A 26369-nucleotide genomic window follows, 5' to 3' on the forward strand; every position below is an offset into this window, starting at 1 on the left:
AGTTTACTCCACGAAGGTATTGCACGGTGGTTTCAGGGACCGATAGCGGTCCAGGACATTGAGAATGCTGCGCCACATCATGTCGCCCTGCTCCCAAGGCGTGGCATGTGAGCCGGAACACCGCCAGCCTTCAACAACATCGAACACAGTCGCATCGATGATATGACGCGCGAGCTTCTCACGTTGATTCATCGGCACCAGCTGATCGTCCGGACTCTGCTCGAGCAGGATTGTGGCAAGGCCGCCTAAACGACGCAGGCGGCTAGCTGTCGTACCCAACTCGAACCGAGCGGGACTGCCGGCCGCCCACACTTGTTCATCGGCCCCGAACGCAATGGTCAACAGGTCTCGGTACTCGGCCTCGAGATGCGCATGCGACGGGTCGAGGTGATGCACCAGGCCGGGCAGGTCGTATAGGCCGTTGACGCCGACTACGGCGGCCGGCGTCGGCGGTGCACATACGTCCAACAGCCCGAACTCGGCAGGCTCCGTCAGCACCGCTTGGAAAGCCAGGCAGGCGCCGCAACTATGGCCCGACAGGACGTATGATCCGTCGGACAGACCGAGAGATCGCAGCATCTCGAAGGCGCGAAGCACGTCGTCGAGATGCTGGGGGTGGACCGCTTCGCGGGCTGGATCCGAGTGACCGTCCACGCGCGGATCGTAGGAATCGCTCGGCGCGCTTGGGAACGGGGAGATGGTATAGTCGATCGAGGCGACCACCTTGAGCGGTGTATCGTCAGGCGTGGCGAACGCGCAGGCAACCGTCGGTTCGATCGACGCGGCCGTCACGTCGGGACTGCGCCAGGCGCCGCCGTGGATGTGCACGAGAGCGACCGGACAGCCCGAGTTCGTACCGAGGCAAGGTAGTTCACACACCGGCATACTAACCAGCGCCTCGGTTTCGTCCGTCTGGGGCAGGTATAGGCTGAGTGTCTGCAGTCGATTGCCATCGGCCCGGTAGGAAAGGTCGGTGGCGCAAATGACCGGGACGGGGTCGGGAAGCGCAGGGCTGATGACACACTTGCGTCGCCACTTCCCCGGCTGCTGATGACCATGATCCATGATATGCAGTTGGTTATCGCTGGCATTGATCACATCCATGATCCTGCCAATGACTTGCCTGATCCTGCCGTTGATGCCGCGATCGCTACGCTCGTTCGCCAGTGCTTCGACAACGGATCACCGCCTTGCTGGTGACGCCGGCAAGGTCGCGCGTCCGCGGGTGCAGCGTTACCGTTAGTCGCCACGGTCCGGCCCCGACCGTCCGCCGTCATGCCCGCAGGTCGAGGAAGCTCACGCTTGTTCTCCGGTTGCAGGAATGACTCGAACTGTCGAAATCGTACCGCCATCGACGGCGACGATCTCGACGGCGAAGTTGTCGAAGGCGACGTGTTCTCCTGCCCGGGGCAGTCGCCGCGTCCGTTCGATGACCAGCCCCGCGATCGTCTTGAATCCGCGATCGGGCGCGATGGCGAGGCCGAACTCCTCGATGAGGTCGTCGACCGGCTGGGCGCCGGGCATGACGATGCTGCCGTCGGATTCGTGACGGAAGCCCTGTATCTCGCAGTTGGCGGCTGCGGGATCGGCCGACGGGATGTCCCCGGCGATCGCTTCCAGCACGTCGGCGAAGGTGACGATCCCCAGCATCGAGCCGAACTCGTCGGCGACCACCGCAACGCCGGCAGCATCCGCCTTCAGCGACGCGAGGGCGCCGAGGACGCTGGCGCGTTCGGCGACATAGTGGACCGGGGAGGCGAGCGCGAGCAGGTCGACGATTTAGTACCACAGAAGGCGCAGCAGCTTTACGGAGGCGTGCGCACCGACCTTGACCGCTTCGACGCCGATCTCAGCGTGCTACTCGCCGGCTGGGGCGAGCAGGCTGCGCGTAAGGCTCTCTCCGACCATTCGGGTATATTTGCAAACTATCCCGAGGGCAGCAGTGCCGTCGCGCCTGATGCTACGCAATCCGCGGTACTCGGAGCCGCTGGCAAGCGTGACCTCCGCACGGTTATGTCGGCGCAAGGGGACGCCGGCTGGGCGTGGGCGTTACGCGGGACTGTGTTGTCGCTGCTGTTCCTCTGCGTCGTCGTGCCGATCGGTTTGGCTGTCGCAACGGTCACGACGCTGGTGCAGAACGCAAGCGCTGCAGAGCGAAAGGCGGCAGCCGTCGAGGCGGACGTAAAGCGCGACGGTCTCATCGAAAGCTATAACAATGTCTACGGTGAGATTGCCAACGCCGTCGTGGATAACGACCTTTCCCGCATCAGGCGCATCCTTGCCCGAGAGCGTGCCGGCCTGTTCGCCAAGAAAGTCGCGGTGCAGGAGCGCGTCGCAGTTCTCGATGAGGCATCCGACACCCCGTCTACCACTGCCGTCACTAGCCCGGTTGCCGCGGAAAGGGTCACCTTTCCGCAACGGGTCTTCATCCAGTTCGCGGGCACCTATACACGCGCGCAGATGACAGCTCTTAACGCCAGTCTGCGCGCTGCTGGCTGGGACATGCAGAGCACGAGCGGCGAACGAACTACAAAGGCCATAGGCGTGAACCAGGTCCGTTACGGCGACGGAGGCGCGGCGGCCGCTGATGCTTTGGTCAAGGCGCTCGCTGCAAGCACCGACACGCCGATCCGCGGTGTGGAGCCCAAATCCATGCGGTTCGTCGGCAACCGCAACTTGGAAATATGGATCAGCAACTAAGGCGCGAGCAAGCCACTGCCAGACGCACGTGGCTCGCGGCTGAGGTTCCTTGACGTTAACGAGTGACCGGAGTCGGGGAGTCGCTACACCCACCGGAGCGTCCAATTCTTGGTCAATTTGAAGCAGCAGCGTCTGCCGCGACGCACCGGATGGTTCTTTCGCTGGGATCGGTCGGGTCGAGCAGGAAGATGCCTAGATCACGATTAGCGGTAAGCCAGGCGACGTGCTCGATCCCGATCCGCTGCCCAGGGACGAGGCGAGGCACTCCCGGAGGGGCGGGTGCGATGATCTCCGCGGCAATCCGGCCAGCCGCATCCTCCAGCGCGATACGCTCGGCCGGTCCGAAGAACGCATCCGCGGGTGCCGCCGCCATTTCCGTCGTGAGCGTCGCGATGCCAGGCACAGCGGTCGCGGCCGTCAGCGCGAGATCGCCCGCACGTAGCCGCGTGACGCAGTCCGCAATCCCCTTCGCCAACGCCCGCACGTCGCCGGCGGTCGTGCCTACCGAAACGACCGCGAGCAGATGGCGAGCATCAGAAAGACCGACACACAGCCGGTGATGCTCGTTCAGCCAGTCGTCGATCGCATATCCGGAGACGCCAAGGCCCGACACGTCGATCAACACCTTCGTGGGGTCGAGTTGCGATCCCGGCGGGATGTCCGGCTCATCCAGGACGCGGATACCATCAATGACGGTCAGCCGCGCACGTAGATCTGCGGCCCTCGCGACCATCTTGTCCCACGTCGCCTCGCCATCCACGGCATGATCGCGGCGCGCGGCGTCGAGGCTCGCAAGAATCGGCACCGAGGGGCTGGTCGTCTCGTAGAGCTCATAGGCCATCCACAGCCGCTGCCGGTCGACCAGATCGCCGCGCGCGAGCAGCGCCGACCCTTGCGTCAGCGCGCCCATTGTCTTGTGCATGCTGTAAACGGCGACGTCCGCACCTTTCGTGAGGGCGTCGTGCGGCAATGCCTCGCAGAATGCGAAGGCACCGCCCCACGCGGCATCGCAGATCAGGAGCAGGCCGCGCTCATGGCGTCTGCGCTGTCCGGGCCGTCACGAGCAGCTTATTGATGCTCTCACCAGCACCTAGGCAGACAGGCGAGGTTTAGCCGCCGGTTCGATATGAACGGATGACCGGGCTCGGAGGGCAAATTAAGTTCATCAAATAGCATTATTGGGTCGCCGTGCCCGCTAGCTTGAGCGGTGGCCTGCACCTTCGTTGCCGCCGCCCAACGACACTACAAGCTCGAAGATTGCTGCTTTAACGCGCTTCCTTATCTCCATCCCTGAACGTGGATATGCGGACCGAGTCACGAACGAGGCCGCTTAAAACCGGTTGTCGGTTACCTTCCGCGCGCTCTCCGGTTAAGCGACCCTATGGAACAACAGGCTCTCGTTATTGCGCTGATCGGCGCCTTGGGGATCGGGGCGCAGTGGGTGGCTTGGCGGACGGGGTGGCCAGCCATCGCGCTGATGCTGGCCGCGGGTGTGGTCGCTGGTCCCGTCGCCGGGCTGATCATACCTAAAACTACCTTCGGCGCCTTGCTCGAACCGATGATCTCCGTCGCCGTGGCGTTGATCCTCTTCGAAGGCGGGCTGAGCCTCAATTTCCGTGAGTTGCGCAAGACCGAAGGAGCTGTGATCCGCTTGATGGCGATCGGCATACCGGTCGGCTGGTGCCTTGGCGCACTGGCCTGTTACTACGTCGCCGGGCTCGTCTGGCCGGTCGCGATCCTGTTCGCCGGCATCCTCGTGGTAACGGGCCCGACGGTGGTTATTCCCTTGCTACGTCAGAGCAATATCGCACCGCGGCCGCGCGCCATCCTGAAGTGGGAGGCGATCGTCAACGATCCGTTCGGCGCGCTCTGTGCCGTCATCACCTACGAGTATCTAAGACGGGTCGATGAAGGTGGCACCTTGCTGTCGGTGGTCGCTTCTCTGCTTGCCGCGGCGGTGGTTTCGGGCTTGATCGGTTACGGCATGGCGCGCGCCATCGCGTGGGCATTTCCGCGCGGCCATGTGCCCGAGTATCTCAAGGCGCCGGTCCTGCTCGTTGCCGTGATCGGCACCTTCACCTTGTCAAACGTCATTCAACAGGAGACCGGACTGCTCGCGGTGACCGTGATGGGCGTGGCAGTCGCCAACATGCGTCTCGACTCGTTGCGCGATATCCACCCCTTCAAGGAGAACGTGACCGTTCTGCTGATCTCCGGTGTCTTCGTCCTGCTCTCGGCATCGCTCGATTTCAGCGCCCTGCGCTCGTTCGAGTGGCGCTTTGCGGCATTCCTCCTTGTACTGCTGCTCTTCGTCCGCCCCGCCACCGTCTTGCTTGCCCTGGCCTTCAGCAAGATCCCATGGAACGAGCGGCTGCTGATCGCCTGGATCGCTCCACGGGGCGTCGTCGCAGTCGCCGTCTCGGGGCTTTTCGCGCTGCGCCTCGACGAGCTCGGCTATGGCAACGGCAACATTCTGGTCACGCTCTCCTTCGCCGTCGTGGTTGCGACGATCATCGCGCATGGCTTCAGTATCCGGCATGTCGCGCGCTGGCTGAAGGTCACCGGTGCAACCCAAAAGGGGCTCCTGATCGTCGGCAGCACACCGTGGAGCGTCTCGCTGGCTCGGCAAATCCAGTCCTTGGGCTTGCCGGTAATGATCGCCGATACGAGCTGGCAACGCTTGGGCGGTGCACGTCAGGCGGCGATCGACACCTATCATGGGGAGATCCTGGCGGAAGCGACCGACGAGCGGCTCGACCTCACGCAATTTCAGGTCTTGGCCGCCACGACGGATAATGAAGCGTACAATGCGCTCGTGTGCAGTGAGTTCGCGCACGAAATTGGGCGGGATTCCGTTTACCAATTGGGGGCGAGCGGTGACGACGAGGATCGTCGTAGTCTACCGGAAGCCCTGCGGGGACGGGCGATGTTCACCGCTGGCCATGGGGTGGACGACATCCTGCAACGCGAGACGGCCGGATGGACCTTCCGCAAGACTCGGATCAGCGAGCAATTCAAGTTTGACGACGCCCGCTCGATCTTGCCGGATGAGGCGGACATGCTGTTCGTCCTTCGCAAGGACGGTCGCATCCGCTTCTTCACCCATGCCGCCCGCCCCACGCCACAAAGCGGTGACGTCGTGGTGTCCTATGGACCCTCGCGACATGGCGACCCAAACGCTAGTCCGTCCATCCAAGCTGGAGTGAGTGTCGCATGAGGGTACCTCAGTGGAACAACCGGGCGCGGCGTGTCGGTGCGACGACCTTGCTCTGCCTTGGCATCGCCGCCTGTCAGCCCGGAGGCATGCCGACGAACGACACTGCGCAAGTGCCGGCAAATGCCCAAGTCCTCGGGGAAGAGGTGGCCCCGGATAGGGATCAGGTCGACCGGAATACGGGGGAAACGACCAAGTCGATCATTCGTCCGGATATCGTACCGACACCGACGCCAACCCCGCCTGCGAAGCCCGTCGAGCTGACTATTCCGTTTCCCGCCAAGGGGTTCGAAGCAGATCCGGCTAACATGGCCCTTCTCGACGACTTGATGGCCAATCCCGTTCTGCGCCTGGGTGGCCCGATAACCCTCTGGGGTCACAGCGACTCCAGCGGTTCGGATGCGGCCAATTTGATCGCGTCGCGGCGACGTGCTGAGGCCATACGTGCTTATTTGCTGAAGAGAGGCATTGCCGCCGAGCGGATATCGGTCGTCGCGCTGGGCGAAGCCCGTCCGGTCGCGCCGAACCGCAATCTTGATGGATCCGACGATCCAGAGGGGCGTGCCAAGAACAGGCGTGTCGAGATCGAGGTCGGTCTACCGAACGCCGGCGCATCAACGGATCAACCACGTGACGCAACGCCATCACGGTAGCCGATGCTCGTGTTGCATGACTGGGGCATCATACCCAGCCTGATCTTTTCGTCGGTAGATCCGGGACAAGGGAGGCAACCTTGACGTGGTCGATGCGCTCCTTGGCCATCCGTTGGAGGGAGCCACCCGGCGGTCAGCCTGAGCATCGAAGCCGGCTGCTCGTCGGATCGACACGCCCCTGTAGATGCCCGAACAATGGCGTTACGATCAGATGCGGTACAGCGAGAGCCGCAATCCCTGCGAATAGGGGGCGGACCCCGGAAGGGTCAAAGCGCAACAAGACCGTGCCTGTTACGGCGGCGAGCAGTATCGCGGCGACGAGTATCGGAGCAGTGGCTCGAAGATAGCTGCCCGTCGTTGCACAACCGATCCGCGTACGCCGTTCGACCGTCTGGGGTTCGGCATGCAGAACGAGAAATCCAACGGAAAATCCCACTAGTGGCGGCAAAACGATAAGGGCCGCCGTCCCGATCAGAAGGCGCAGGTCGTGGCGCTGAGATGCTATTACAATCAGATATGCTGCCGCTATCGCGCCGAACAGCGCCATTGCCGACACCATTGCGGGCAGTACGTTTGTCGAGATGCCGCCAAGACTAAGGAGATCCGCAAGATTCGTCGCATGGAAAGTGGCGGGGGTGGCGACAAGGCTCGTCCCTCGCGCAATTCTTTCCAGCGGCCGATCTGCTGGTGCATCTTCAACGCCGAAATGAATTGCCGACGCGATGAGAAAAGCGGGAAGTGCGACCGCCGGATCGACGATCCACCACCAGAGGCAAGCCGCGCCCACAAGGACGTATAGGGCGACGAACATAGTGCGTTGCCGCGGCTCGACGATTGCCAGGTCGCTGGCGCCATGTGCCATGCCGATGACGCCAATCGCCACGACCGCAAACGTCAATTGTACGGCCAACGAACCGAAGGAGGCGGCAGCCGCCGCCCCCAGAAGCAGGCCCCAGCCCCAGGCTGGAGCGCGGGCGATCATGACTGGTGACCGCGTTCGGTGTTGTGCTGCTCCAGCGCCTTGTCCAGGTTGCTTGCCGCATAGAAGGCGTAAACGATCTTGGCGACGACATCCATGATCAGGATCGCCCACACCGATGCCGGATCCGTGATGATCTTCATCCCTTCGGGACCGATTAGGAAGACGACCGGATAGAGGAACCAGATAACCGTCAGGAAGGCGACGTTCTTGTTGTATGCCGTGCCCAAAGCCATGCCCCGGCTTTGCGCCAGCGTCCGTAGCGGCCCCCACAAGAGGTACAGAACGCCGAGAAAGGCGACGCATGACCAGGCATACCAGACCCACTTTGCGAAAGAGGGACCGGCCAGCGACGACACCAGGCCTGTCACTATCATCAGCACGTCGAGGACGATGATGGCGGTGAGGTGGCCACCGACCTCGCCAGTCTTGCCATGCTCATGGAAAGCCAGAAGAACGAGGCTCGATAGCAGGATCGGCGTTGTCACCGACCAATCAAGGTATCTCGCGAGATAGGTGACCGAGCCGTCGAGCTTGAACAGCGTGCCGATGCCGAAGGCCATTGCCAGATAGGCCGTAGCTGCAATGAACGGCACGCTGGCATGCAGCAGCGTATGGTGGCCGGACGGGTGACTTTTCTTCCCCGTCGCATAGATCGCTAGCGAACCCAGCGACATGATTGTGAACCCAAGCAGGAAGGCAGTCTGATCCATGCGGGATCCCCAGCACAAGGGGGCGACCCGATGCCGACCCAAAATGCATAACATGGATTGTATCGTTTTGTGTCCATGCCGGAGCGAAGTCCATCGGCTTGTCACAAAGCGCGATTGATAGGAGAGGAGCGGACACCAGCTTGGTAAACGGGGAACAGCCGTCGTTCTCCACGGCTCCGGCGAACTGAGCTGCACAGCTTTTGCAGCATGATACTGGAGCCTAGCTGATTGTGGAACGCGCCGTCGCCTGAATCGCTGAGACGGACCGCCTGTCGCCCACCAACAAACTGAAAGTTCCGCATGTTCAACGGACTCGGCCTGCCGGTTTTGCTCGCGATCTTTGCCGCCTGCGCGGGTGTAATCTGGGTCGCTGGCGTGAAGCTAGCTGATACGACGGACATTCTGTCCTCGCGACTTCATCTGGGCAAGGCGCTCGGCGGTATCATCGTACTCGCCATAGCCACCAACCTGCCCGAGGTCGCGATCACCGTCAGTGCGGCGCTGGCAGGCAATCTAGGGGTGGCGGTCGGCAATATCCTGGGCGGCATCGCCATCCAGACGGTCGTTCTCGTAGCGATGGACATCGCCATGAAGGAGAAGGTGCCTCTGACCTACCGCGCCGCCAGCCTCACGCTGGTCGTGGAGGCGGTGCTGGTCATAGTGGTCTTGATCGTGTCGATCATGGCGACGCAGTTGCCCGGCACGCTCATCGCGGCCCGCCTGACTCCTGGGGCGGTGTTGATCGGCGTTTTGTGGGTGATCGGCGTGTGGCTTTCCAGCAAAGCCAGCAAGGGGCTGCCTTGGCAAGATGCGAGCGGCACCGCTCCCGACGGTCAGGAAGAACCCAAGGGGCACTCAAAGGTAAAGAAGGATGACGACTCCGGAAAGCGGGGAGAGAGCACGGTTAACGTCGCATTGGTCTTCGGCGCTGCGGCGCTCGCGACCTTGGCAGCCGGCGTACTCCTGGAGCGAAGCGGCGACGCCATTGCCGATCATATCGGCCTCAGCGGGGTCCTCTTCGGGGCAACGGTACTTGCGGCCGCCACGTCGCTGCCCGAGCTCTCGACCGGCATCACCTCGGTGCGCATGAAGGACTATCAGCTGGCCGTCAGCGACATCTTCGGCGGAAACGCCTTTTTGCCCGTGCTCTTCCTCCTAGCCGTCGTCATCTCAGGCAAGGCGGTGCTGCCTGATGCTCAGGCGAGCGACATCTACCTTGCGGGCCTTGGAGTGTTGCTGACCTGCATCTACGCCGCAGGCCTGATTTTCCGACCCAAGCGTCGAGTTTGGCGCATGGGCATCGATTCCGTCGCCGTACTTATCCTTTATGCCGTCGGCGTGGGTGGCCTGTTCGCAATATCTAGCGGTCACGGCGGCTGAGCCGCTTACTTCAAAACGCGACCTTTCAGGTGGAAGCGGGATGGAAAACTAGCCGCGTTGAACATAAACAGGCGACCGAAGTTGAGAAAAAATAAGGTGCGTGCAAATGGCAGATTATAGGTCGTCGTTGCCGTTAAACGATTGCAGCGGAATTTAGGACGACAGTAATTTAGCGATCCACCGACTGCGATCGAATTGGCCGCAAATGATCACGATTGCGGCGGTAAGTGGCACCGCGATAAGTGCGCCAGCGATGCCCCATACCCAGCTCCAAAACGTCATCGCGACGATGATCGCCAGCGGCGAAAGCGACAGTTGCTTCCCTTGCAGCAGAGGATAGACGACGTTGCTGATCGTCATTTGCAGGACGACGAAGCCGACGAACACTAACGCGGGCATCTGCCACCCACCGAATTGGATCAGGGCAAACAATACGGGTGGCACGATCCCGACGATGTTGCCAATCACGGGTACGAAGTTGAGCAGGAAGTTTAGGATACCCCAGACGAGCGCCAGTTCCAGCCCGGTCATCCATGACCAGAGGGCGGAGGCGACGCCGGTCAGGATGCTGGTCGCGAGCGTCGTACCAAGATAGCGTCGGACCTGACTCGATATCTCCTCGCCAACATCCAGCATGTCACGACGCGCGCCGCCGTCGAACATCTCGTACAAGCGACGCCTGAGGCGCGGTACCTCGGGCAGGCCGAGCATCACGACGATCCCGATGAACCCCACGTACGTGACAAAGGCGTAAGCGCCGCTCGCGAGCATCTGCAACAACGCCATGATTCGTTGCCGGTTGATCGTTCCGGCGATCGGCACGCCGCGATTGGCAGCCCAACTGGCAAGCCGCGTATATGCCTTCTCAAGCCCCGCCCATTGCGAGGACATTGCGCCGATCACCTGCCCGATCGACAGATACACCGCAGCGGCAAAGGCGGCGAGGATCCCAACAAGCGACAGCAAGGTCAGCGTGTAGGCAAGCCACGAGGGCATATACCGGCCGAGCAAACGCTTGAGCGGCCACAGGGCGGCGACGATGATCGCTGCGAAGGCGATCGGCATAATCACCGCGAACGCGCTGCGCAGTGCGGCAATCAACATGATCGCGGCAATGATCGTCAGCATGCGGTTGTGGTAGCGGCCCTGAACCTGACTCTGGGTCATTCTTGTCGCTCCTCAATCTTAATGCCCGCATCAGCCATGACCTCAGCATTGAGGCGCGCGCCGAGCAGTAGCGCCCAGGCGGACACCATCAGCCACAGCATCAGCACAACCACTGCTGCAAGCGAGCCATAGGTGTCGTCGAACCGCGCGACGTGCGCGACGTAAGTACGAAATAGGATCGTCGCGATGAGCCACATCGTCACGCCTCCGACTGTTCCCGGCAAGGCGTCGCGCCACCCGATCGCCCGTTCTGAGGCGGGGGCGTAGCGGTAGATCAGGATCAGGCCGGCGCCGGCGCCGAGCGTCAGCGACCCGAACAAGGTGAGGGTGGAGGCAAGTCGCGCGCCAGGCAAGCCGTCAGGAACATAGCTCTGGAGAAACGCCAGGATCGATAGCGACGCCAAGGCCGTCAATACGAGCGCGGCACAGCCGAGCACCAGCGCGGTCGAGACGAATTGCCGGCGCAGCCCACGACGCTCCCGCTCGATCCGGTAGGCGAGATTGATGCCGTGAAGCAGCGATCGACCGGCACGCCGCGCGCTGAACAGCGCGATCGCAACCGATACGAGGAGCGTTGCAACGGAGGCCCGATCGGTTGCCAGCGTATTGTGCAATCCTCTGGAGACAATCGGCCTCGCGTCGACCGGCATGATCGCAGTCAATGTTTCGAGGTTTCGCGTAACTGTATGGGCTGGCACGAAGAAGCCGTACGCACCGGCGATCAGGCCAATGAGCGGGATGATCGCGAGAAAGGCGGCAAAAGCAATCGAGCTTGCCGCGATGCCGAAATCGTCGCGCATACCGCTGCGGATCGTTCGCCACGACAGCACAAACAAGCGCCGGGTCATCGTCAACCACGTCGGACTTCGCGTAATTGTAGTCTCGCCCATCGCCCGCAGAATCGCCCCTTACCCCAATCGGCCATATTGCCCATGCATGGGGTGATGAGGTCGTAACGTTCATCTTCGACTTAGGTGACAGCGGCTGCGAAAAGGATGAAAAGCCCAAATGATCTCCAAGGATCGCATCGGCTGGCTCGTCCGGCGTATCACTCGAAAAATCTGGTTTCGCGCAGCGCTTATCAGCACCGCCAGCGTGGTGCTTGCCGCCTTTGCCGGCATCGTCGCTCGGGCCGTACCGTATCATTTCACCGGCGACATCGGGCAGGACGCCGTCGGCACGGTGTTGGAGATCATCGCCTCGTCAATGCTGGCCGTCACTACCTTCTCTTTGACGGCAATGGTCAGCGCCTATTCGTCAGCCACGCAACTGGCGACGCCTCGTGCAACGCAATTGCTGATATCAGACCGGATGTCGCAGAACGCACTTTCGACGTTCTTGGGCGCGTTCATCTTTGCAATCGTCGGCATCATCGGTTTGCAGACCCGGCTGTACGGCGGGCAAGGACGCGTGCTGCTCTTGATCGCCACAATCCTCCTCGTAGCGCTGGTTGTTATCACGCTGCTGCGCTGGATCGCGCATCTCGCAGCCTTCGGGCGTATGTCGGACGTGATCGACCGGGTGGAGGATGCCGCGAGATCCGCCATGCAGGACTTTGCTAAAGACCCTTATGGCGGGGGGAGGGCGCCAATAGCACTACCCGCCGACGCACGACCGATCGTGTCCGACACGATCGGCTATGTCACCCACATCGACTTCGATCGCCTATTGGCTCAAGCGCGACGCCACGGCATCGCTGTGCATGTGGCGGCCATTCCGGGAACGCTGGTGCACAAAGGCCGTCCGTTGCTCCACGTGATCGGGAGCGACGAGCCAAATGATGGCGTACTGGCTCAGGCGTTCACAATCGAGCGGCACCGAGACTTCGATCATGATCCACGCTTAGGCCTGATCGCGCTTGGCGAGATCGCAGGGCGAGCACTCGCGCCCGCCACCAATGACCCGGGCACCGCAGTCGAGGTACTGAACGCGTTGCTTCGTACTTTGAGTGAGTTGCCGGCGCAGGACTCTCTCGCACATGCCGACCTACCGTCTGTCTATGTGCCGCGCCCCTCCACCGATGAGTTGATCCGAGCCGGCTTTGCTCCGATCGTCCGCGAAGGGGCAGGTGAGGAAGAGGTTGCGATACGGGCCTTCAAGGTGCTGGCTGCTCTGGGGGAAGCGATGCCCCATGCTCGTGAGGTCGCACAGGCGCTGGCTGGCGAGCTTAAGGACAACGTTGAGCGGGTGATGCTCGACAAGGCTTCCGCCGCCCGAACGCTAACCATCTATAGCAGCTGACGTCGACAAGGCAGGGAGCCCGGGTGGTTTGCCCGTTACGAATGTGAACGAGCGGCAGAAACCGAGAAGCCCATTCTATGCCGCGAATGACCGAATGTGGGTCTGTTGAGCCAGGTTTTCCGGTGGGTTATCCATCAGCGATCGTCTACCGATCCAGTGTTGGCCGGGATCCGCGAGAAGCGTCTTCCTAGTCGCAAGTCGCGTCCGGCTGATCCACCTTGCGGCGCCAGCAGGCGATGATCGCGCCTCGCGCGGCGAGGTTGGGCGCTTTAACGAGTTGCCGGAGGTGCTGTAGGGCAACCTGCTTGTCGCAGCTGCCGTTAGCAGCATAGAGGATAGGGCGATCGGCGGTTCCCAGGTTGCAGGTCTCGGCCGCCTTGGGCGTTGTAAGCGCGGTTGCCGGCATGCCTCCACCAAGGTTGGTGAGATAGAGCGCGGTTAACACCATTATCCGCGGTCCTGGCGAGACGAACGTCGTCAGCCATACGACCCCAAGAACCGTTCCCCCCAGTACCCAGCCGCGTGGCAGCAAGAAGCATAGGATCATCTGCCCTGCCGAGACCGCCAGCGCGATCGCAAATGGCGTAGCGCCGCCGAGCTGCAGGCGAAGTACCGAGTCGAGATTGATGGCGAAGACAAGAAACAGAAGGCTGGCAGTGCTAACCCACAACAGCAGCAAGCCAGCGGGTTTGGCGTAGCCCTCACTCAGGAAGGGCTCCTGACGCATGTGGAAAAACAGGAGGCCTGCAGCGACGCCCACCGGCAGGGCAATGCCGATGGCGAGCGGGATGCTCCCGCCAAGGCCGCCGATCACGAACAGGATAACGAGCGCCATCACCGCTCCGGCGAAGAAGCCGGCGCGGGTAGCGAAAGGTGCCGGCTGGCCACTATGAAGCGAAGCCATGATCGGGGCACCACCGGTGAACATCGCGCCCAGCGCCGCCAATGCAAGCACGAGCAGGGCGCCGAAGAGGACGAGCACGGCCCATGTTCCGGCGAAGTCGAGCGGAACCCCGGTCTGGCCGGTCGCGCCCAGATAATCGTTAAGCAGCAGCCAGGAAAGGAAGCTCATTACCAGCCAAGCTAGCCCACCGAGCTTGAGGCCGGTGTCGAGCAAAGGCTGCCATCGCGTGTTGAACGCGAGCAACCGTGCGGCCCGATCGTGCGACCGCCGTCGAGCAATGGCGCGTTCCCGAGCCTGTTCCACGTACCGCATGAGCCTTCCTCCACCCAAATTTGGACTGCTGACCAAAGCGCGGTAACGCTGTCACGCCCTGTTACATGTCGATGCGAATAGCGTGGTGGCCAAGCCGTCGTCGAGTAAGTGAACGAATGGCCGAAGTTCGGGAGATAAAAAAGGCGTCGCGCGCGACCGCAGCTGGGTTACCTCGCGGCTTGGATGATGCGATACCTTTGTTGCAGACTTGCAATGCGGTGGATACGTTCGGCGTTCACCGTCGCCATATGCCAGAGCCCGCCCACGTCTTGGATCTCGAAACCGCCATTCTCGTCGTGGACGATGATCCGGACATTCGCGAACTGCTCGCGACCTTCCTGATCGGCCATGGCTATATCGCGGACAGGGCGGAGGATGCGGCCGCGATGCGCATGGCGCTGTCCCGCCGGTCCTATGCGCTGATCGTGCTGGATGTCATGATGCCGGGGGAGGACGGTCTGGCCGTCCTGCGCTCGCTCGACCGGGCCGGTGCGCCGGCGGTGATCATGCTGTCGACGATCGCCGGCGACGTCGATCGCATCGTCGGTCTCGAGATGGGCGCAGACGATTACATCGCCAAACCGGCCAATCCGCGCGAGTTGCTGGCGCGGATCCGCTCGGTGCTGCGCCGCAAGGAGACGGCCATGCCGGCTCCGCGGCGGACGGCGCACAGGGCGTTCCAGCGTTTCGCGGGGTGGCGCTTCGATCCGATCGGCCGGGAATTGTACGACCCCGACGACGTCCTCATCCATCTGTCCGACGGCGAGTTCCGCCTGCTGATCACGCTGACCGAGCGCCCGCGCCGGGTGCTGTCGCGGGACATGCTGCTCGATCTGTCCCGCGGTCCCGCCGCGGAGAATTTCGATCGGGCGATCGACGTCCAGATCAGCCGCCTGCGCCGGAAGATGAGCCGGCTGGACGGGCAGGGCGGTGACGATCTGATCCGTACCGTCCGCAACGAAGGCTATATGTTCTCGGCAGATGTCGAGGTCCGCTAACGCCCCCTCGATCGTCTGGCCGATCTTCGCGCTGGTCATCGTCTCGGTCATCGTCGCCGCGATGGTGCTGTTCGCCGTCACCTTCAGCGGTCCGCCGCCGCGCGAGATGGCCGGAGGCGTCGCGAAGGCCGCGCAGATGCTACGGAGCGGGGTGCCGCCGGCACGGGACGGGCCGAGCCCGACGTTCCGGACGATGCCGACCGCCCCGACCGCCCCCGCAGGCTTTCACGTCGATGGCGCAGCGGCCGCGCAACTCGCCGCCGCGCTCGCCGTGCCGCGCCGCGACGTCCTGGTCCTTACGATGCGGCCGCAGGACGAGCCGGGCGGCGGCCTTGGCCGCGACTTCGTGCTCGGCTGGCGCACCGCGGCCGGATGGCGGGTGTTGGAGAGCCCGCGGCCCTTGCTCGGCGCCTGGCATGTGCGGACGCTGGCCGCGATGCTGCTCGCGATCGTCGCGCTGGCGGTGCCGGCCTGGGCGCTGGCGCGGGCGATCTCGCGGCCCCTGGCGGCGGTCGCGCGGGCGGCGGAACAGGCGCATGCCGGCGCGAGCCTCCCGCCCCTGCCGCAGGGCGGCGCGCGCGAGGTCCGGGCCCTGTCGCGCTCGGTGGCCGGCATGCATGCGCGCCTCGCCGCTCATGCCGAGGGGCGCACGACGATGCTGGCCGCGATCGCGCACGATATGGGCACCCCGCTGTCGCGGCTCGCCTTCCGGATTGAAGCACTGCCCGAGGCCGCGCGGGAGCGGGCGCTCGGCGATATCGCCGAGATGCGCGGCATGATCGCTGCGGCGCTGTCGTTCGCCCGCGACGAGCGCAGCGACGTCACCGGCCGGCTCGACCTCCGCAGCCTGATCGAAAGCCTCGTCGACGATCTGGCGGATGTCGGCACACCGATCGCCGCGGCGCCGGGGCCGCGCGCCGTCATCCGCGGCGATGCCGCCAGCCTGCGCCGGCTGTTCGCCAATCTCATCGAGAATGGCGTGCGCTACGGTGGCGGTGGCGAGATCGGCTGGCAGCTCGTCGATGACGCGGTCGTCGTCCGGATCGACGATCGTGGCCCGGGCATCGCGCCGGACATGCTCGAACGGGTGTTCGAACCCTTCGTCCGCGGCGATCCCTCGCGCAATCGCGCAACGGGCGGGACCGGTCTCGGCCTCGCCATCGCCCGCTCGATCGCCACCCGTCACGGCGGACAGGTGCGGCTGGAAAACCGCGCGGTCGGCGCGCGCGCGACGGTGATCCTGCCGATCGCCTGATGTGACAGCGACCGTCATATTGTTGCAGCCGGCTGACATACGCCGGTGACGCCGGGGCTCGATGCAAGGCCATCAATCCTTGCGGAGCCTATATGACCCAGCATCACGACGATCACGGCCACAGCCTGGCAGAGGACATGCCGCTGATGGAGGCGATGATCGGGCGTCGTCGCGCGCTGCGCTGGTTCGCCGGCGCCGGCACCGCCGCCCTCGTCGCCGGCTGCGGCGGGAACGGCAGCGATGCCTCGTCGGCGAGCGTCGCGGTGGTGACCGGCACGACCCCGACGCCTACGCCGACGGCGACGACGGCCACACCCACGCCGAGCGCCACGACCGGTACCTGCGTCAAGGATGCCAGCGAAACGAACGGGCCCTATCCGGCCGACGGCACCAATACGTCGAGCGGCTCGACGTCCAACGCGCTGACGGCGAGCGGCATCGTACGCAGCGATATCCGGTCCAGCTTCCTCGGCACCAGCACGACGACCGCCACCGGTGTGCAGTTGAAGCTGACGCTGACCGTCGTCGACGTGAACAGCAGCTGTGCCGCGCTGGCCGGCTATGCCGTCTACATCTGGTGCTGCGATCGCAACGGGCTCTATTCGCTCTATACCGCCGCGGCGGAAAGCTATCTGCGCGGCATTCAGGTGACCGACGCCAACGGGCAGGTGACGTTCACGCTGATCTTCCCCGGATGCTATTCGGGACGATGGCCGCACATCCACGTCGAGGTGTTCTCCTCGCTCGCCACCGCGACCAGCGGCCGCTACGCCTCCCTGGTCGGGCAGCTGGCGATGCCCGCCGCCGCTTGCTCGACCGTCTATGCCGATACCGCGACCTATCCGTCGAGCGCCCGCAATTTCGCGCAGATCTCGCTGTCGAGCGACAACGTCTTCGGTGACAACAGCACGGCCCAAATCGCACAGCAGACGCCGACGCTCACCGGAAACATCGCGGCGGGGTACATCGGTACTGCCACGATCGGTTTGGCACGCTGACTTGCTCGCCACGGCGTGCGCCCTATGTTTGTCACGCCTTGCTGGCGCAGAGCCGGCGCCCCCCAATGATGTATATGTTTGAGATGATCGGCAACCGTTTGGCGGCAGACATCCTGAACCAACCTTCGTTTGCTCCAAAGCGGCCGGACCGTGCAAGACCAGATCGCGACGTTCAGTGTGGATTAGGGGGCGGCAAGCTGATCATTTGTAAGGATGAACAAGCGTCCAAAGTTGGAAAGCGGATCGATTGCTCTGAATGTCCACTTGTGGTCGTTCGCCCCACAGGGCTGTGCCACTCATTCGTCATTGGGCCGTGTCCGATACTCGCGTAAAGCGCATGGGCGGCATGCCGACGTGCCGGGTGAAGGCTGTGCTGAACGTGCTGGCCGATCCATAGCCGACTTGGGCAGCGATCTGACCGATCGCGAGATCGCGTGTCCGTAACAGGCGCTTCGCCAACGCCATCCGCCAGGTAAGCAGATACTCGATCGGCGGTATGCCGATCGTGCTGGTGAAGCGTGCGAAAAAGGCGGAGCGGGACATGGCCGCTTCGGCCGCCAAGTCCGAGACCGTCCACGGATGCGCGGGGCGTGCATGCATGACTCGCAACGCCGCAACCAGTCGTTCGTCGGACATGCCCCGGGCGAGGCTTGGCATGGCGGCGGGACCGGAGCCGCAGCGCAACGCCTCGATCAGGAGGACCTCGAGCAGGCGTTCCAGCACCAATTCGCGTCCAGGCCTTGCCTTACGGGTCTCGTCCCCGACCAGATCCATCAACGTGGCCAGCCGCGGCTCGCCGCGTGCCACCACCATTGCGGGCAGCAGCGACAGGAGCAGAGCGGCGTCGGGTGATGCGAAACTGCAGATGCCGACCTGCATGCGCAGATTGACGGGCTGATCCACCTGTCCGATGCGGAACCGGCCCTCACCGATGTCTGTCGGGGTCATCACGGCGCCGTCCGGCGGTGGGTCCATGCTCTCGATGCCGTCTATGGCCCGATCGCCAGTAGCCGGCAGCAGCACGAAGTCGCCGGCCCGCACAACGATCGAGGCTTGGCCGGCGTTCACCACCCGGCATTCGCCTTCCAGCACGGCGAAATAGACGGGCTTGCCCTCGACGTCGCGGCGGATGCGCCAACGACCGGCATATTCGACCAGTTTCGAGAAGCTCGCGGAGGGCCGCAGCAGGGTCACGATCTCGGCAAGCGGATCAATGGTCATATCAGGACGATCGCCAATGAAGTCGGGATTGTCGACCATAGCCAGTCTTGATCCTGGAAACCATCTTCGGCGCTCCCCCCACTCGTCAACGGAGCAAGACATGCCCAGCGTCCTCATTACCGGCTGTTCCTCGGGCTTTGGTCTCGAAACCGCAAATCTGTTTCTCGACCGCGGCTGGAGCGTCATCGCGACGATGCGCACGCCTGACCCCGGCCTGCTGCCGTCGTCGGACTGGCTCACCATCCTGTCGCTCGACGTCACCGACCGCGACAGCATCGCCAGCGCGGTTGCGCAGGCGGGGCCGGTAGACGTGCTGGTCAACAATGCCGGTTTCGGCGCCGCGGTCCCGATCGAACTCATCGAGTTTGAGACGGCGCGCCAACTCTTCGAGACTAATACGCTTGGCACGCTTGCGATGATGCAGGCGGTCCTTCCGGCTTTCCGCGAGCGCCGATCGGGCGTGATCATCAACGTGACCTCGACCGCTACGCTGAAGCCGCTGCCGCTGGTCAGCACCTATCGCGCCAGCAAGGCCGCAGTGAATGCGCTCACCGAAAGCCTGGCGGTTGAGATGCAGCCGTTCGGCGTACGCGTCCATATCGTGCTGCCCGGCCGCTCCCCGACGACGCAGTTCGGCGCGAATGCGAGACCGCACCTGCGCGGTTTCGACGATCCCGATTACAAGCCGATGATCGAGGGCATGATCAAACAGTTCCAGGAGGACACAGGGCCGGTCACCTATGCCGAAGACGTTGCAGCTGCCGTGTTCGAGGCCGCGACCAACCCGTCCGCACCGCTTAAGATACCCGCCGGCGCCGATGCGATTGCCTGGATGGCGGACGCCGCCTGACGTGTGAAACCCGGCGGCCGGCGGGTACCGACCCGCCGGACACCGGGCCACAGCCCGAACATTAGGCGGAAGCCAGCCGCACTGCCGTCTCGCGATAGCCATGCAGGGCCCGACCAAGCAGGCTAGCCATGCGCTCGCGGTCGCCGGCCTCCGGGATCATCCCGTCGCTGACGTAGCGCTCGGCCATCAGCCGCATCTCATAGGCCATCCAGCGTGGCATAAACGTCGCCATATTCTGTTCGAAGCCGCTGGGATCGTCGCCGCCATAACGAACGGGGCGGCCGAGGACTTCGGACCATATCGCTGCCACGTCCTCGCCGGTCAGCGTCTCCGGACCGACCACATTGATCGTGTCGATCGGAAGCCTGCCGGTTGCGCGATCGCGCCGGATCAGCTCGATCGCGGCGACCTCGGCGATGTCGCGCGCATCGACCATGGCCACGCCCTTGCCGCCGATCGGCATCGGATAGACGCCGTGCTGAAGGATGACGTCCTTCACCATCGCCTCGTTGTCGATGAAATAGGTCGGACGCAAAATAGTGGCGCCGAAGTTCATCGCCTCGAGCATCCGCTCGGCACCCGATTTCACCGCGAAGTGGGGTACGTTGACGGCGCAGTCAGCATCGAACACCGACAGATAGACGACGCGATCGACACCGGCCTCTCGCGCGACGTTTAGCGTGACGATCGCTTGGGTAAATTCGTCACCGGTCACCGCGTTGAGTAGGAACAGCGTCCTTACGCCGACAAAGGCCCCGCGCAGGGAGTCGATGTCGAGCAGATCGCCCTTGGCAACATCGACGCCAGCCGGAAACGCCGCCTTGGTAGGGTCACGGGTGAGGACGCGGACAGAAGCGTCGCGAGCGACGAGCTGTTCGACGACATGGCGGCCGACGCGTCCGGTGGCGCCGATTACGAGGATGGTCATGTGGCTTCTCCTTGGGTCTTGCTGACCGGAGCAAGATGCGTGATCCATCTTCAGGCAAATAGACGCGCGATCTGGACACGCCGTCTCATGGGTGAAACGATATGGACCTGCTCGCGCTTGCCGATTTTACGCTCGTCGCCCGCCATGGTGGCTTCGGCAAGGCCGCGCGCGCCGCGCGCAGGCCTAAGGCGACGCTGTCGCGCCGCGTGTCGGAGCTGGAGGCCGCGCTCGACCTGCGCCTGTTTGAGCGCGGCAAGCGCGACCTCAAGCTGACCGAGGAGGGGCGGGCGCTGGCCGAAAGGGCAGGCGCTCTGCTCGCCGAGCTTGAGGAGACGACGGTCGAGATCGCATCGGGCAGCACAGCGGTCTGTGGACGCCTAAGGATCAGCGCACCGCTTCTCTTCTCCCAGACCGCGATGGGGCGGCTGGCGGCCGGGTTCGCGCAGCGCCATCCCGATGTTCGGCTGGAGGTCACGACCGACGATCGCGCGGTCGACATGATCGAGGAGGGCTATGATCTCGTCATCCGGGTGAACCCGGCAGCGGAAGATGCGCTGGTGGGCCGGCCCTTCCTCCACGACCGACTGGTCGTCGTTGCTGCACCTGACCTATCGCCGCTGACAGGCGGCATCTTTCCTGCCGTAGTGCGCGACCGCGACTTCGAGAGCAGCTGGATGATCGCCACCGCGGATGGGCAACGCACAATGGCGATCGATCCGTTGCTCCGATTGTCCTCGCTGGTGATGATCCGGGATGCAGTGCGTCTTGGTGCTGGCGTGGCACGCTTGCCCCTCTCGCTGGTCAGCCGGGACATCGCAGGAGGGCGTCTGATTGCGTGGGGTGATGTCCCGGCCTCGCGCGTCGCGCTATGGGCACTCTACCCCTCGCGACGCCTGCTCAACGCCAGGGTGTCGGCATTCTTGGAGTTCCTGCGGCAATCCTTTCCGAATGGGACGGCCGAGGAACTCGCCGCCTATCTGGATGATCGCTGCTGACCTTCAGCAGCTAGCCTGTCACGAGGCGTGACTTGAACGAACGCGACGGCTTTCGGGCAGCGCCTGCCTGGCTACGAATGGCAGGATGTGGGTTTCATCGCCCAACATCATCTACCCGTTGCCGATCGAACTCCGGCTTGATGGGCGCCAATACCGGCAAGAACTCCAGCGGCTGACGCAAGGGTAGCATTGTGCATGGGAGCAGCAGAGTCACCGGCGGCCCATATGCCGGGCACCGAGGTCGCACCCCATGGGTCGACCCTGACGTAGGGTCCGGTCGGACCCTCTTCGTGTTCACAGCCTAAAAGCTTAGCTATCGGCGTTGCCGGTTTTGTCCGGGGGGCAGTGAACAACGCCGCTACCTTTACGATCCGCCCGTCAGCCAGACGGACACCGTCCAGCGCCGGTGCGTCACCTAGCAACTCGACGACCGGTGTCCGCTCTACCGTTACGCCGCGCACCTCGAAAGCGAGCATGTCGGCGGGGTCAGGATCGTACTCGCCTTGTGTGAAGTACGTCGTCGGCCCCCAGTCAGGAATAAGCAGCGCCTGATGCGGTGACATCGGATGCGCTGCGAGTACCCCGAGAGGCTCGTTGCGAACCTCATAGCCATGGCAATAAGGACAGTGAAGCACGGTCGAACCCCAGCGCTCTTGGATCCCCGGAAGGGCCGGTAGTTCGTCCGCCACCCCGGTAGCCAGAACAAGCCGCCGGGCAAGACGCTCTCCGCCCGATGCAAGCCTAAGGCTGTAGCCACCAGTGACGGATCGGGCATCCACGACCTGGCCAGACTGGATTTCGGCAGTCGAGTAGCGACAAAGCTGATGGCGAGCGTCGCGCATGATTGCTGCAGGCGCGCGTCCGTCCTGCCCTAAAAAGCCGTGCGCTTCGTCCGTAAAACGATTTCGCGGCAGCCCGGCGTCAATCACCAGCACGTTCTGCCTTGCACGTGCCAGCTGTAGGGCAGCCGACAGGCCCGCGAAGCTGCCACCAATTATGATCACATCGTACACGCCATTACCTTTCACGACACTACTCGTGTTACATGAATTGGCAGCGAGAATTTTGCAACAGTGAAAGTGGCGTGATAGGCTACAAAGGATGGTATGGAGGTCGATATCCTTGGACGCGCGCTTATCTAGAATGCTGCACCTGCTGATCCACATGGCACGAGCCGAGGGACCGCTGACGTCAGAAGCAGCTGCGGTCATGCTGAATACCAATCCGGTGGTAGTCCGCAGGACAATGGCTGGCTTGCGTGAGGCCGGGTATGTCAGCTCAGTCAAAGGCCACGGAGGGGGGTGGTCTCTAACGCACAGGCTCGAGAGCATCACGATGCTGGATGTTCACCGGGCGCTTGGAGAAAATCGGATTTTCGCGCTCGGCCCGGCCAATCCCACGCCTGATTGCCTTGTAGAACAAGCGGTCAACGGATCGCTGGAGGACGCGCTGCAGCAAGCGGAGGCTGTGCTGCTGCGGCAATTAAGCGAAGTAACGCTAGCTGACATTGCGATGGATTTCGATCGTCGGATGGCGGGATTATGCCCCGAGGGCGTCGCGGAATAACGACGTTCTCATCCGCAAGGCCCTGAACCAATGTCCGGTGTTGGGATGCTGAGAGGGACGGCTAAATGACCGCATGTGGGTCAACGCTGGGGCGGATGGTGTCGTCGAAAGCAGGAAGTTGCGGATTGGAATGGCAGTCATCTGACTGTAAGTGCGTAAAGCCGCCCTCCGGTTCTCCGAGATGGCCGGTTATGATCATGCGCTAGGCGGACTTTTCTTTTTCCTGTTTTGGCCGCAAGTAACGGCTAGATGGCTCTATCACCCGACTATTACTCTGTTTTAGGGGTGCCCTCGACGGCAAGTCGCGACACTATCCATGCCGCGTGGAAAGCGCTGCTCCGTCAATATCACCCCGATGCCCATCATGGTGTGGATGTTTCTGCTCGTGCGAAAGAGATCAACGAGGCGTATTCCGTTTTGGGAAAGAAGGAAGCACGCGCCGCTTATGATCGGTCGCAGATCAGGCCGTTTGCCCACCGAGCGACGGCGGACCGCCCGTTTCACCCCAGGAAAGCCGGCAGACGCCCGATGCGACCTAGCCCGTCAATGCAGCCCAGCGGTAGCTTCTCGCAGCCGCTAGAGACCAACGAATGGCTGATGGGCCTTTTCCTGCTGATCCTTACCGCCGCACCGATCGCTACAATCCTGGTTCTATGGAACGAGGAATCCGGATTGGCACCTACGGTTCGACGTAGCGTCACCGCTCATCCCGTGCCTGAGCCTCCTACAAAAGCCGTCCGCAACTCATCGGGCACAAAACTCGGACTTGGACAGCCTGCTTCCTAAACTATCGCCAGACCGCGACATTCGAGTTTGCAGGGTTAGGCACCAAAAGCGGTCGTGACGCGGAGATGAACGAGCGACCGAAGTTGGGAAGCTCGGAAGGGGGCGAGGACGTCTGAATATGGGTAATGCCGCTTTATCGAAAGCCTAGGCTCCTACGGGTGATGCGGGGATCTTCGTAAAGGTCGCGGCAGGCACGTGGCCGGAACCTGTTCCACCATCGCTGCCATCGATGTTCCGCGGCATCGTGGAGCAGGTGGCAGCGCTGGCACAGCGCTTTAAGATTGCCGGGCGCGCTGTTGCTGGGGTCATAATCAAGGTGTGCGCAAGCCAGCACGACCTTCGTGACCCGGACGGTAGTTAGCGCGACGTAACCCTTAAGCGTCACTGGCCTGCCACGACCGGTGCGCCATTGGCCTCCCTCGACGTCCCACCAGCGCCCATCGCCGAGATGCGCCACCTTCCGCAAGTGCGGCCGCCCGCAATGCTCACAGCGGGCGCCTGCACGCCGGAAGCGGATGTTGGCCGAAAGCTGGTCCCAGTCGATCGGGTAGAGCTAGCGGTTTTCTGGGCGGATCGGCATGACCTTTCTATGATTCAGCAGGGTCTAGAACAAAAGGGAAATCTAGCCTGGTAGGCGCGGCCCGAAGGCAGCGGCGAACCCGGATGAACGAATGACCACTTCCGGACCGCGGCGAAGCGCACCCGAACGGCGTCTTGTGGGCGAAAGCGGAAGGGCCGCTTCGGGCCTGCGAAAGACGTTAGCGGATCTTGGCGTAGGCCGCTCCAGCGGCTTACTGCAGGACATGTCAAAACGTTTCGCTTCGGACTCTATATGCTCGCCGGGTTGGGCGGCATCGCTGGTGCGGCTTACGGCTTGAGCAAAGGTGTTACCCTCCTGCTAATTGCTCTCGTTGTAATCCCGATCGAGATATTCGTGCGACGTTATTTAAGATGGGCATACGACCGTTGTCGGACAACAGCGGAGCGGGCGCTTTTGCGGATGGCTTTTCAACCTACGAATGTCGCGGCGTGGCGAATTGTGGCCCGATCCGATAATGATAGCACATTATTGATTAGCGCTTGTCTCCTTTGGCAAACTTAATATCCAAATCTCATCACCGCCAAGGGAGCACAACATGGCTGACCAAGATGATTTCGACACGGGGCTGAGCACCGTCGAACTTGCAACGGAACTGACCGTCGCGTGGTTGAGCAATTCAAACAATCGGGTCAACGCTGATGACGCACCTTCGTTCTTGCAGCGTATGCACGATACCGTCCTAGGCCTGTCCTCTAACAAAGCCGCAGGCCCGACGCAAGAATACACCCCAGCAATGTCGGTGCGAAAGTCACTGGCTTCACGTAATCACATTATTTCGATGATCGATGGTAAGCCTTACAAGACGCTGCGTCGCCATCTTGCCACCAACGGCATGACACCAGACGAATACCGGACACGCTACGGCCTTAAGGCTGACTAACCTATGGTCGCGCCGGCCTACAGTGAGAGCCGCAGCGCCATGGCAAAGACGATCGGGCTGGGACGTAAGCCTGGCCAGACGATTGCAGCGAAGGGCGATGCCAAGCCTACACGCAAGGGCAAGGCAGCAGAGACGAACGACTGAATCTTCTCGGCTGGCGTCATACGCCATCAGCGGGACCGCCGCGCGCGCGCCTGCGATCGATCCCGACCCGCCGGAAGATCGGGCCGCTGCGGATCTCGCTCGCCTCGAGCCACGCGCCGAACCGGTGCATGGTGTCGGGCGACAGCCACGCCCAGGCGCCTTGCCCCTCCTGATCGGTCTTCGACGAGGCGATGAAGAGCAGCGCCGAGCCGTCGTCATGCGGATCGATCCGCTCCTCCTCGACCACGACCAACTCGCTGACCCGCAAGCCCGCATCATAGCCGAGCGACAGCAGCGCGGCATCGCGCAGCCCCTATAGATGTATCAGCTTGCAATGATGATCGCCCGGAACTGCAATAAAGGGTGGTTTCCGGCTCGCATTGGGTAAGACGGATGGGTGCGGCAGGCGCACATTCGTTGAGACACAGCGTACAATCAGTGCGACGGACGCACAATATTGATCCATCCGCACGCGATACCTAAAAATCGTGAGGAAACACCCAACCGCGCGCTGATTTCCGGCTTGACTTTTCTGGAGTCAACACGGCGTCCGCCGAGGTGGTTCGCGGATCACAAGACAACCGGCGTTTTCCTTGCGGCGACCGTTGGCATGGCCTATGTTACATGTAACGGATTGGATTGGAGTAACCCCGGTGCCGGCACCAGTGACACAACGAGTCCAGAAGCGTCGCGACGCCCTGCGCGCGGCCGGTCTGCGCCCCATCCAGATATGGGTTCCCGATACCCGACGACCGGGGTTCGCGGAGGAATGCCGGCGACAGGCGCTCGTGGTCGCGGCGGCCGACGTGGCGGACCATGATCTGGACGCCTTCATGGATGCAGCCCTGATCGATCTCGACCCCGAGGGCGAGGCGTGAACCGGG

At 62.9% G+C, this 26369-nt stretch carries 24 protein-coding genes and 2 pseudogenes; 14 read left to right on the forward strand and 12 right to left on the reverse strand.

The window, feature by feature from the left end:
* Positions 1 to 3 precede the first annotated feature (3 nt).
* The gene (locus tag MC45_RS01315) at positions 4 to 1098 is read right to left on the reverse strand and encodes an alpha/beta hydrolase family protein (protein ID WP_156143743.1); all 1095 of its coding nucleotides are present in this window, start codon (positions 1096 to 1098) and stop codon (positions 4 to 6) included.
* Between the two features lie 198 nt (positions 1099 to 1296).
* Positions 1297 to 1779, reverse strand: a complete 483-nt coding sequence (locus tag MC45_RS01320; protein ID WP_342667024.1) for a transporter associated domain-containing protein — start codon at positions 1777 to 1779, stop codon at positions 1297 to 1299.
* On the opposite strand from MC45_RS01320, the gene MC45_RS01325 reads away from it, so the two are divergent.
* Entirely contained in the window at positions 1744 to 2700 is a 957-nt protein-coding gene (locus tag MC45_RS01325) for a hypothetical protein (RefSeq protein ID WP_038658588.1), read from the forward strand. The genes MC45_RS01320 and MC45_RS01325 overlap by 36 nt on opposite strands.
* Before the next feature lie 112 nt (positions 2701 to 2812).
* On the opposite strand, the gene MC45_RS01330 is transcribed toward MC45_RS01325, so the two are convergent.
* Positions 2813 to 3724, reverse strand: a complete 912-nt coding sequence (locus MC45_RS01330) for an Orn/Lys/Arg family decarboxylase (RefSeq protein ID WP_081974280.1) — start codon at positions 3722 to 3724, stop codon at positions 2813 to 2815.
* A gap of 357 nt (positions 3725 to 4081) precedes the next feature.
* On the opposite strand from MC45_RS01330, the gene MC45_RS01335 reads away from it, so the two are divergent.
* Together MC45_RS01335 and MC45_RS18760 are read left to right on the forward strand one after the other, a co-directional pair.
* The gene (locus tag MC45_RS01335) at positions 4082 to 5917 is read left to right on the forward strand and encodes a cation:proton antiporter (RefSeq protein ID WP_038658591.1); all 1836 of its coding nucleotides are present in this window, start codon (positions 4082 to 4084) and stop codon (positions 5915 to 5917) included.
* A gap of 86 nt (positions 5918 to 6003) precedes the next feature.
* Positions 6004 to 6567, forward strand: coding sequence for an OmpA family protein (locus MC45_RS18760; protein ID WP_156143744.1), 564 nt, complete (start codon positions 6004 to 6006; stop codon positions 6565 to 6567).
* Positions 6568 to 6700: 133 nt separating this feature from the next.
* Here the strand turns inward: MC45_RS18760 and MC45_RS18765 are convergent, their stop codons facing one another.
* Both MC45_RS18765 and MC45_RS01340 read right to left on the reverse strand, forming a co-directional pair.
* Positions 6701 to 7549, reverse strand: a complete 849-nt coding sequence (locus MC45_RS18765) for a Brp/Blh family beta-carotene 15,15'-dioxygenase (RefSeq protein WP_081974282.1) — start codon at positions 7547 to 7549, stop codon at positions 6701 to 6703.
* A complete protein-coding gene (locus tag MC45_RS01340; RefSeq protein WP_038658594.1) occupies positions 7546 to 8259 on the reverse strand; it encodes a bacteriorhodopsin in 714 nt (237 codons plus the stop codon). The genes MC45_RS18765 and MC45_RS01340 overlap by 4 nt, the downstream gene beginning before the upstream one ends.
* Positions 8260 to 8559: 300 nt before the next feature.
* Here MC45_RS01340 and MC45_RS01345 point away from each other — a divergent pair, with 300 nt between their 5' ends.
* Positions 8560 to 9639 carry a sodium:calcium antiporter gene (locus MC45_RS01345; protein ID WP_038658597.1) on the forward strand — a complete coding sequence of 360 codons (1080 nt, stop codon included), beginning with the start codon at positions 8560 to 8562 and terminating at the stop codon, positions 9637 to 9639.
* Positions 9640 to 9792: 153 nt separating this feature from the next.
* Here MC45_RS01345 and MC45_RS01350 read toward each other — a convergent pair whose 3' ends face one another.
* Together MC45_RS01350 and MC45_RS01355 are read right to left on the reverse strand one after the other, a co-directional pair.
* Complete coding sequence (locus MC45_RS01350) at positions 9793 to 10806, reverse strand: AI-2E family transporter (protein ID WP_038658599.1); 1014 nt, start codon at positions 10804 to 10806, stop codon at positions 9793 to 9795.
* Entirely contained in the window at positions 10803 to 11654 is an 852-nt protein-coding gene (locus tag MC45_RS01355) for a YihY/virulence factor BrkB family protein (protein WP_169742509.1), read from the reverse strand. The genes MC45_RS01350 and MC45_RS01355 overlap by 4 nt, the downstream gene beginning before the upstream one ends.
* A 160-nt stretch (positions 11655 to 11814) precedes the next feature.
* Between MC45_RS01355 and MC45_RS01360 the strand changes: the two genes are divergently transcribed.
* Entirely contained in the window at positions 11815 to 13047 is a 1233-nt protein-coding gene (locus MC45_RS01360; protein ID WP_038658605.1) for a DUF2254 domain-containing protein, read from the forward strand.
* Positions 13048 to 13234: 187 nt separating this feature from the next.
* Here the strand turns inward: MC45_RS01360 and MC45_RS01365 are convergent, their stop codons facing one another.
* Positions 13235 to 14194, reverse strand: a complete 960-nt coding sequence (locus MC45_RS01365; protein ID WP_038658608.1) for a hypothetical protein — start codon at positions 14192 to 14194, stop codon at positions 13235 to 13237.
* Positions 14195 to 14511: 317 nt separating this feature from the next.
* Here MC45_RS01365 and MC45_RS01370 point away from each other — a divergent pair, with 317 nt between their 5' ends.
* The 3 genes from MC45_RS01370 (at position 14512) to MC45_RS01380 (ending at position 17514) form a co-directional block, all read left to right on the forward strand.
* On the forward strand, positions 14512 to 15261 hold the full coding sequence (locus tag MC45_RS01370) for a response regulator (protein ID WP_038658611.1): 750 nt from the start codon (positions 14512 to 14514) through the stop codon (positions 15259 to 15261).
* Positions 15245 to 16516 (forward strand): sensor histidine kinase, encoded by a 1272-nt coding sequence (locus tag MC45_RS01375; protein ID WP_038658614.1) that lies wholly within the window; start codon positions 15245 to 15247, stop codon positions 16514 to 16516. The genes MC45_RS01370 and MC45_RS01375 overlap by 17 nt, the downstream gene beginning before the upstream one ends.
* A gap of 92 nt (positions 16517 to 16608) precedes the next feature.
* Positions 16609 to 17514, forward strand: coding sequence for a peptidase associated/transthyretin-like domain-containing protein (locus MC45_RS01380; RefSeq protein ID WP_038658617.1), 906 nt, complete (start codon positions 16609 to 16611; stop codon positions 17512 to 17514).
* A 303-nt stretch (positions 17515 to 17817) separates the two neighbouring features.
* Here MC45_RS01380 and MC45_RS01385 read toward each other — a convergent pair whose 3' ends face one another.
* Positions 17818 to 18774 (reverse strand): AraC family transcriptional regulator, encoded by a 957-nt coding sequence (locus tag MC45_RS01385; RefSeq protein ID WP_245640806.1) that lies wholly within the window; start codon positions 18772 to 18774, stop codon positions 17818 to 17820.
* On the opposite strand from MC45_RS01385, the gene MC45_RS01390 reads away from it, so the two are divergent.
* Entirely contained in the window at positions 18752 to 19585 is an 834-nt protein-coding gene (locus tag MC45_RS01390; protein ID WP_245640807.1) for an SDR family oxidoreductase, read from the forward strand. The genes MC45_RS01385 and MC45_RS01390 overlap by 23 nt on opposite strands.
* Before the next feature lie 61 nt (positions 19586 to 19646).
* On the opposite strand, the gene MC45_RS01395 is transcribed toward MC45_RS01390, so the two are convergent.
* A complete protein-coding gene (locus tag MC45_RS01395; protein ID WP_038658622.1) occupies positions 19647 to 20513 on the reverse strand; it encodes an SDR family oxidoreductase in 867 nt (288 codons plus the stop codon).
* A gap of 101 nt (positions 20514 to 20614) precedes the next feature.
* Here MC45_RS01395 and MC45_RS01400 point away from each other — a divergent pair, with 101 nt between their 5' ends.
* The gene (locus tag MC45_RS01400; protein ID WP_038658624.1) at positions 20615 to 21508 is read left to right on the forward strand and encodes a LysR family transcriptional regulator; all 894 of its coding nucleotides are present in this window, start codon (positions 20615 to 20617) and stop codon (positions 21506 to 21508) included.
* A gap of 107 nt (positions 21509 to 21615) precedes the next feature.
* Here MC45_RS01400 and MC45_RS18770 read toward each other — a convergent pair whose 3' ends face one another.
* Positions 21616 to 22521 carry an NAD(P)/FAD-dependent oxidoreductase gene (locus MC45_RS18770; RefSeq protein ID WP_081974283.1) on the reverse strand — a complete coding sequence of 302 codons (906 nt, stop codon included), beginning with the start codon at positions 22519 to 22521 and terminating at the stop codon, positions 21616 to 21618.
* Between the two features lie 103 nt (positions 22522 to 22624).
* Here MC45_RS18770 and MC45_RS01405 point away from each other — a divergent pair, with 103 nt between their 5' ends.
* From MC45_RS01405 to MC45_RS18785, 3 genes and pseudogenes are all read left to right on the forward strand, one after another.
* Entirely contained in the window at positions 22625 to 23074 is a 450-nt protein-coding gene (locus MC45_RS01405; RefSeq protein ID WP_038666180.1) for an Rrf2 family transcriptional regulator, read from the forward strand.
* A gap of 249 nt (positions 23075 to 23323) precedes the next feature.
* Positions 23324 to 23860: a J domain-containing protein gene (locus MC45_RS18775; RefSeq protein WP_081974284.1), complete on the forward strand. Its 537-nt coding sequence runs from the start codon at positions 23324 to 23326 to the stop codon at positions 23858 to 23860.
* Positions 23861 to 24996: 1136 nt separating this feature from the next.
* Positions 24997 to 25485: pseudogene (locus MC45_RS18785) on the forward strand (Ros/MucR family transcriptional regulator).
* 40 nt (positions 25486 to 25525) lie between these two features.
* Here MC45_RS18785 and MC45_RS01410 read toward each other — a convergent pair.
* A pseudogene (locus MC45_RS01410) lies at positions 25526 to 25798 on the reverse strand (site-specific integrase); the annotation flags it as partial.
* Positions 25799 to 26138: 340 nt separating this feature from the next.
* On the opposite strand from MC45_RS01410, the gene MC45_RS01415 reads away from it, so the two are divergent.
* Positions 26139 to 26363 (forward strand): antitoxin MazE family protein, encoded by a 225-nt coding sequence (locus MC45_RS01415; RefSeq protein WP_038658627.1) that lies wholly within the window; start codon positions 26139 to 26141, stop codon positions 26361 to 26363.
* The last annotated feature ends 6 nt before the right edge of the window (positions 26364 to 26369 follow it).

The organism is Sphingomonas taxi, assembly GCF_000764535.1.
GTDB classification, from domain to species: Bacteria; Pseudomonadota; Alphaproteobacteria; order Sphingomonadales; family Sphingomonadaceae; genus Sphingomonas; species Sphingomonas taxi.

Bases quoted from the DNA above. Each gene is read 5' to 3' on its own strand.
- MC45_RS01355 (WP_169742509.1), bottom strand. From the start codon at position 11,654: ATGACCCGGCGCTTGTTTGTGCTGTCGTGGCGAACGATCCGCAGCGGT.
- MC45_RS18760 (WP_156143744.1), top strand. From the start codon at position 6,004: ATGCCGACGAACGACACTGCGCAAGTGCCGGCAAATGCCCAAGTCCTC.
- MC45_RS01380 (WP_038658617.1), top strand. From the start codon at position 16,609: ATGACCCAGCATCACGACGATCACGGCCACAGCCTGGCAGAGGACATG.
- MC45_RS01395 (WP_038658622.1), bottom strand. From the start codon at position 20,513: ATGACCATCCTCGTAATCGGCGCCACCGGACGCGTCGGCCGCCATGTC.
- MC45_RS01390 (WP_245640807.1), top strand. From the start codon at position 18,752: ATGAAGTCGGGATTGTCGACCATAGCCAGTCTTGATCCTGGAAACCAT.
- MC45_RS18765 (WP_081974282.1), bottom strand. From the start codon at position 7,549: ATGATCGCCCGCGCTCCAGCCTGGGGCTGGGGCCTGCTTCTGGGGGCG.
- MC45_RS01400 (WP_038658624.1), top strand. From the start codon at position 20,615: ATGGACCTGCTCGCGCTTGCCGATTTTACGCTCGTCGCCCGCCATGGT.
- MC45_RS01385 (WP_245640806.1), bottom strand. From the start codon at position 18,774: ATGGTCGACAATCCCGACTTCATTGGCGATCGTCCTGATATGACCATT.
- MC45_RS01350 (WP_038658599.1), bottom strand. From the start codon at position 10,806: ATGACCCAGAGTCAGGTTCAGGGCCGCTACCACAACCGCATGCTGACG.
- MC45_RS01370 (WP_038658611.1), top strand. From the start codon at position 14,512: ATGCCAGAGCCCGCCCACGTCTTGGATCTCGAAACCGCCATTCTCGTC.
- MC45_RS01375 (WP_038658614.1), top strand. From the start codon at position 15,245: ATGTCGAGGTCCGCTAACGCCCCCTCGATCGTCTGGCCGATCTTCGCG.
- MC45_RS18775 (WP_081974284.1), top strand. From the start codon at position 23,324: ATGGCTCTATCACCCGACTATTACTCTGTTTTAGGGGTGCCCTCGACG.
- MC45_RS01340 (WP_038658594.1), bottom strand. From the start codon at position 8,259: ATGGATCAGACTGCCTTCCTGCTTGGGTTCACAATCATGTCGCTGGGT.
- MC45_RS01335 (WP_038658591.1), top strand. From the start codon at position 4,082: ATGGAACAACAGGCTCTCGTTATTGCGCTGATCGGCGCCTTGGGGATC.
- MC45_RS01360 (WP_038658605.1), top strand. From the start codon at position 11,815: ATGATCTCCAAGGATCGCATCGGCTGGCTCGTCCGGCGTATCACTCGA.
- MC45_RS01345 (WP_038658597.1), top strand. From the start codon at position 8,560: ATGTTCAACGGACTCGGCCTGCCGGTTTTGCTCGCGATCTTTGCCGCC.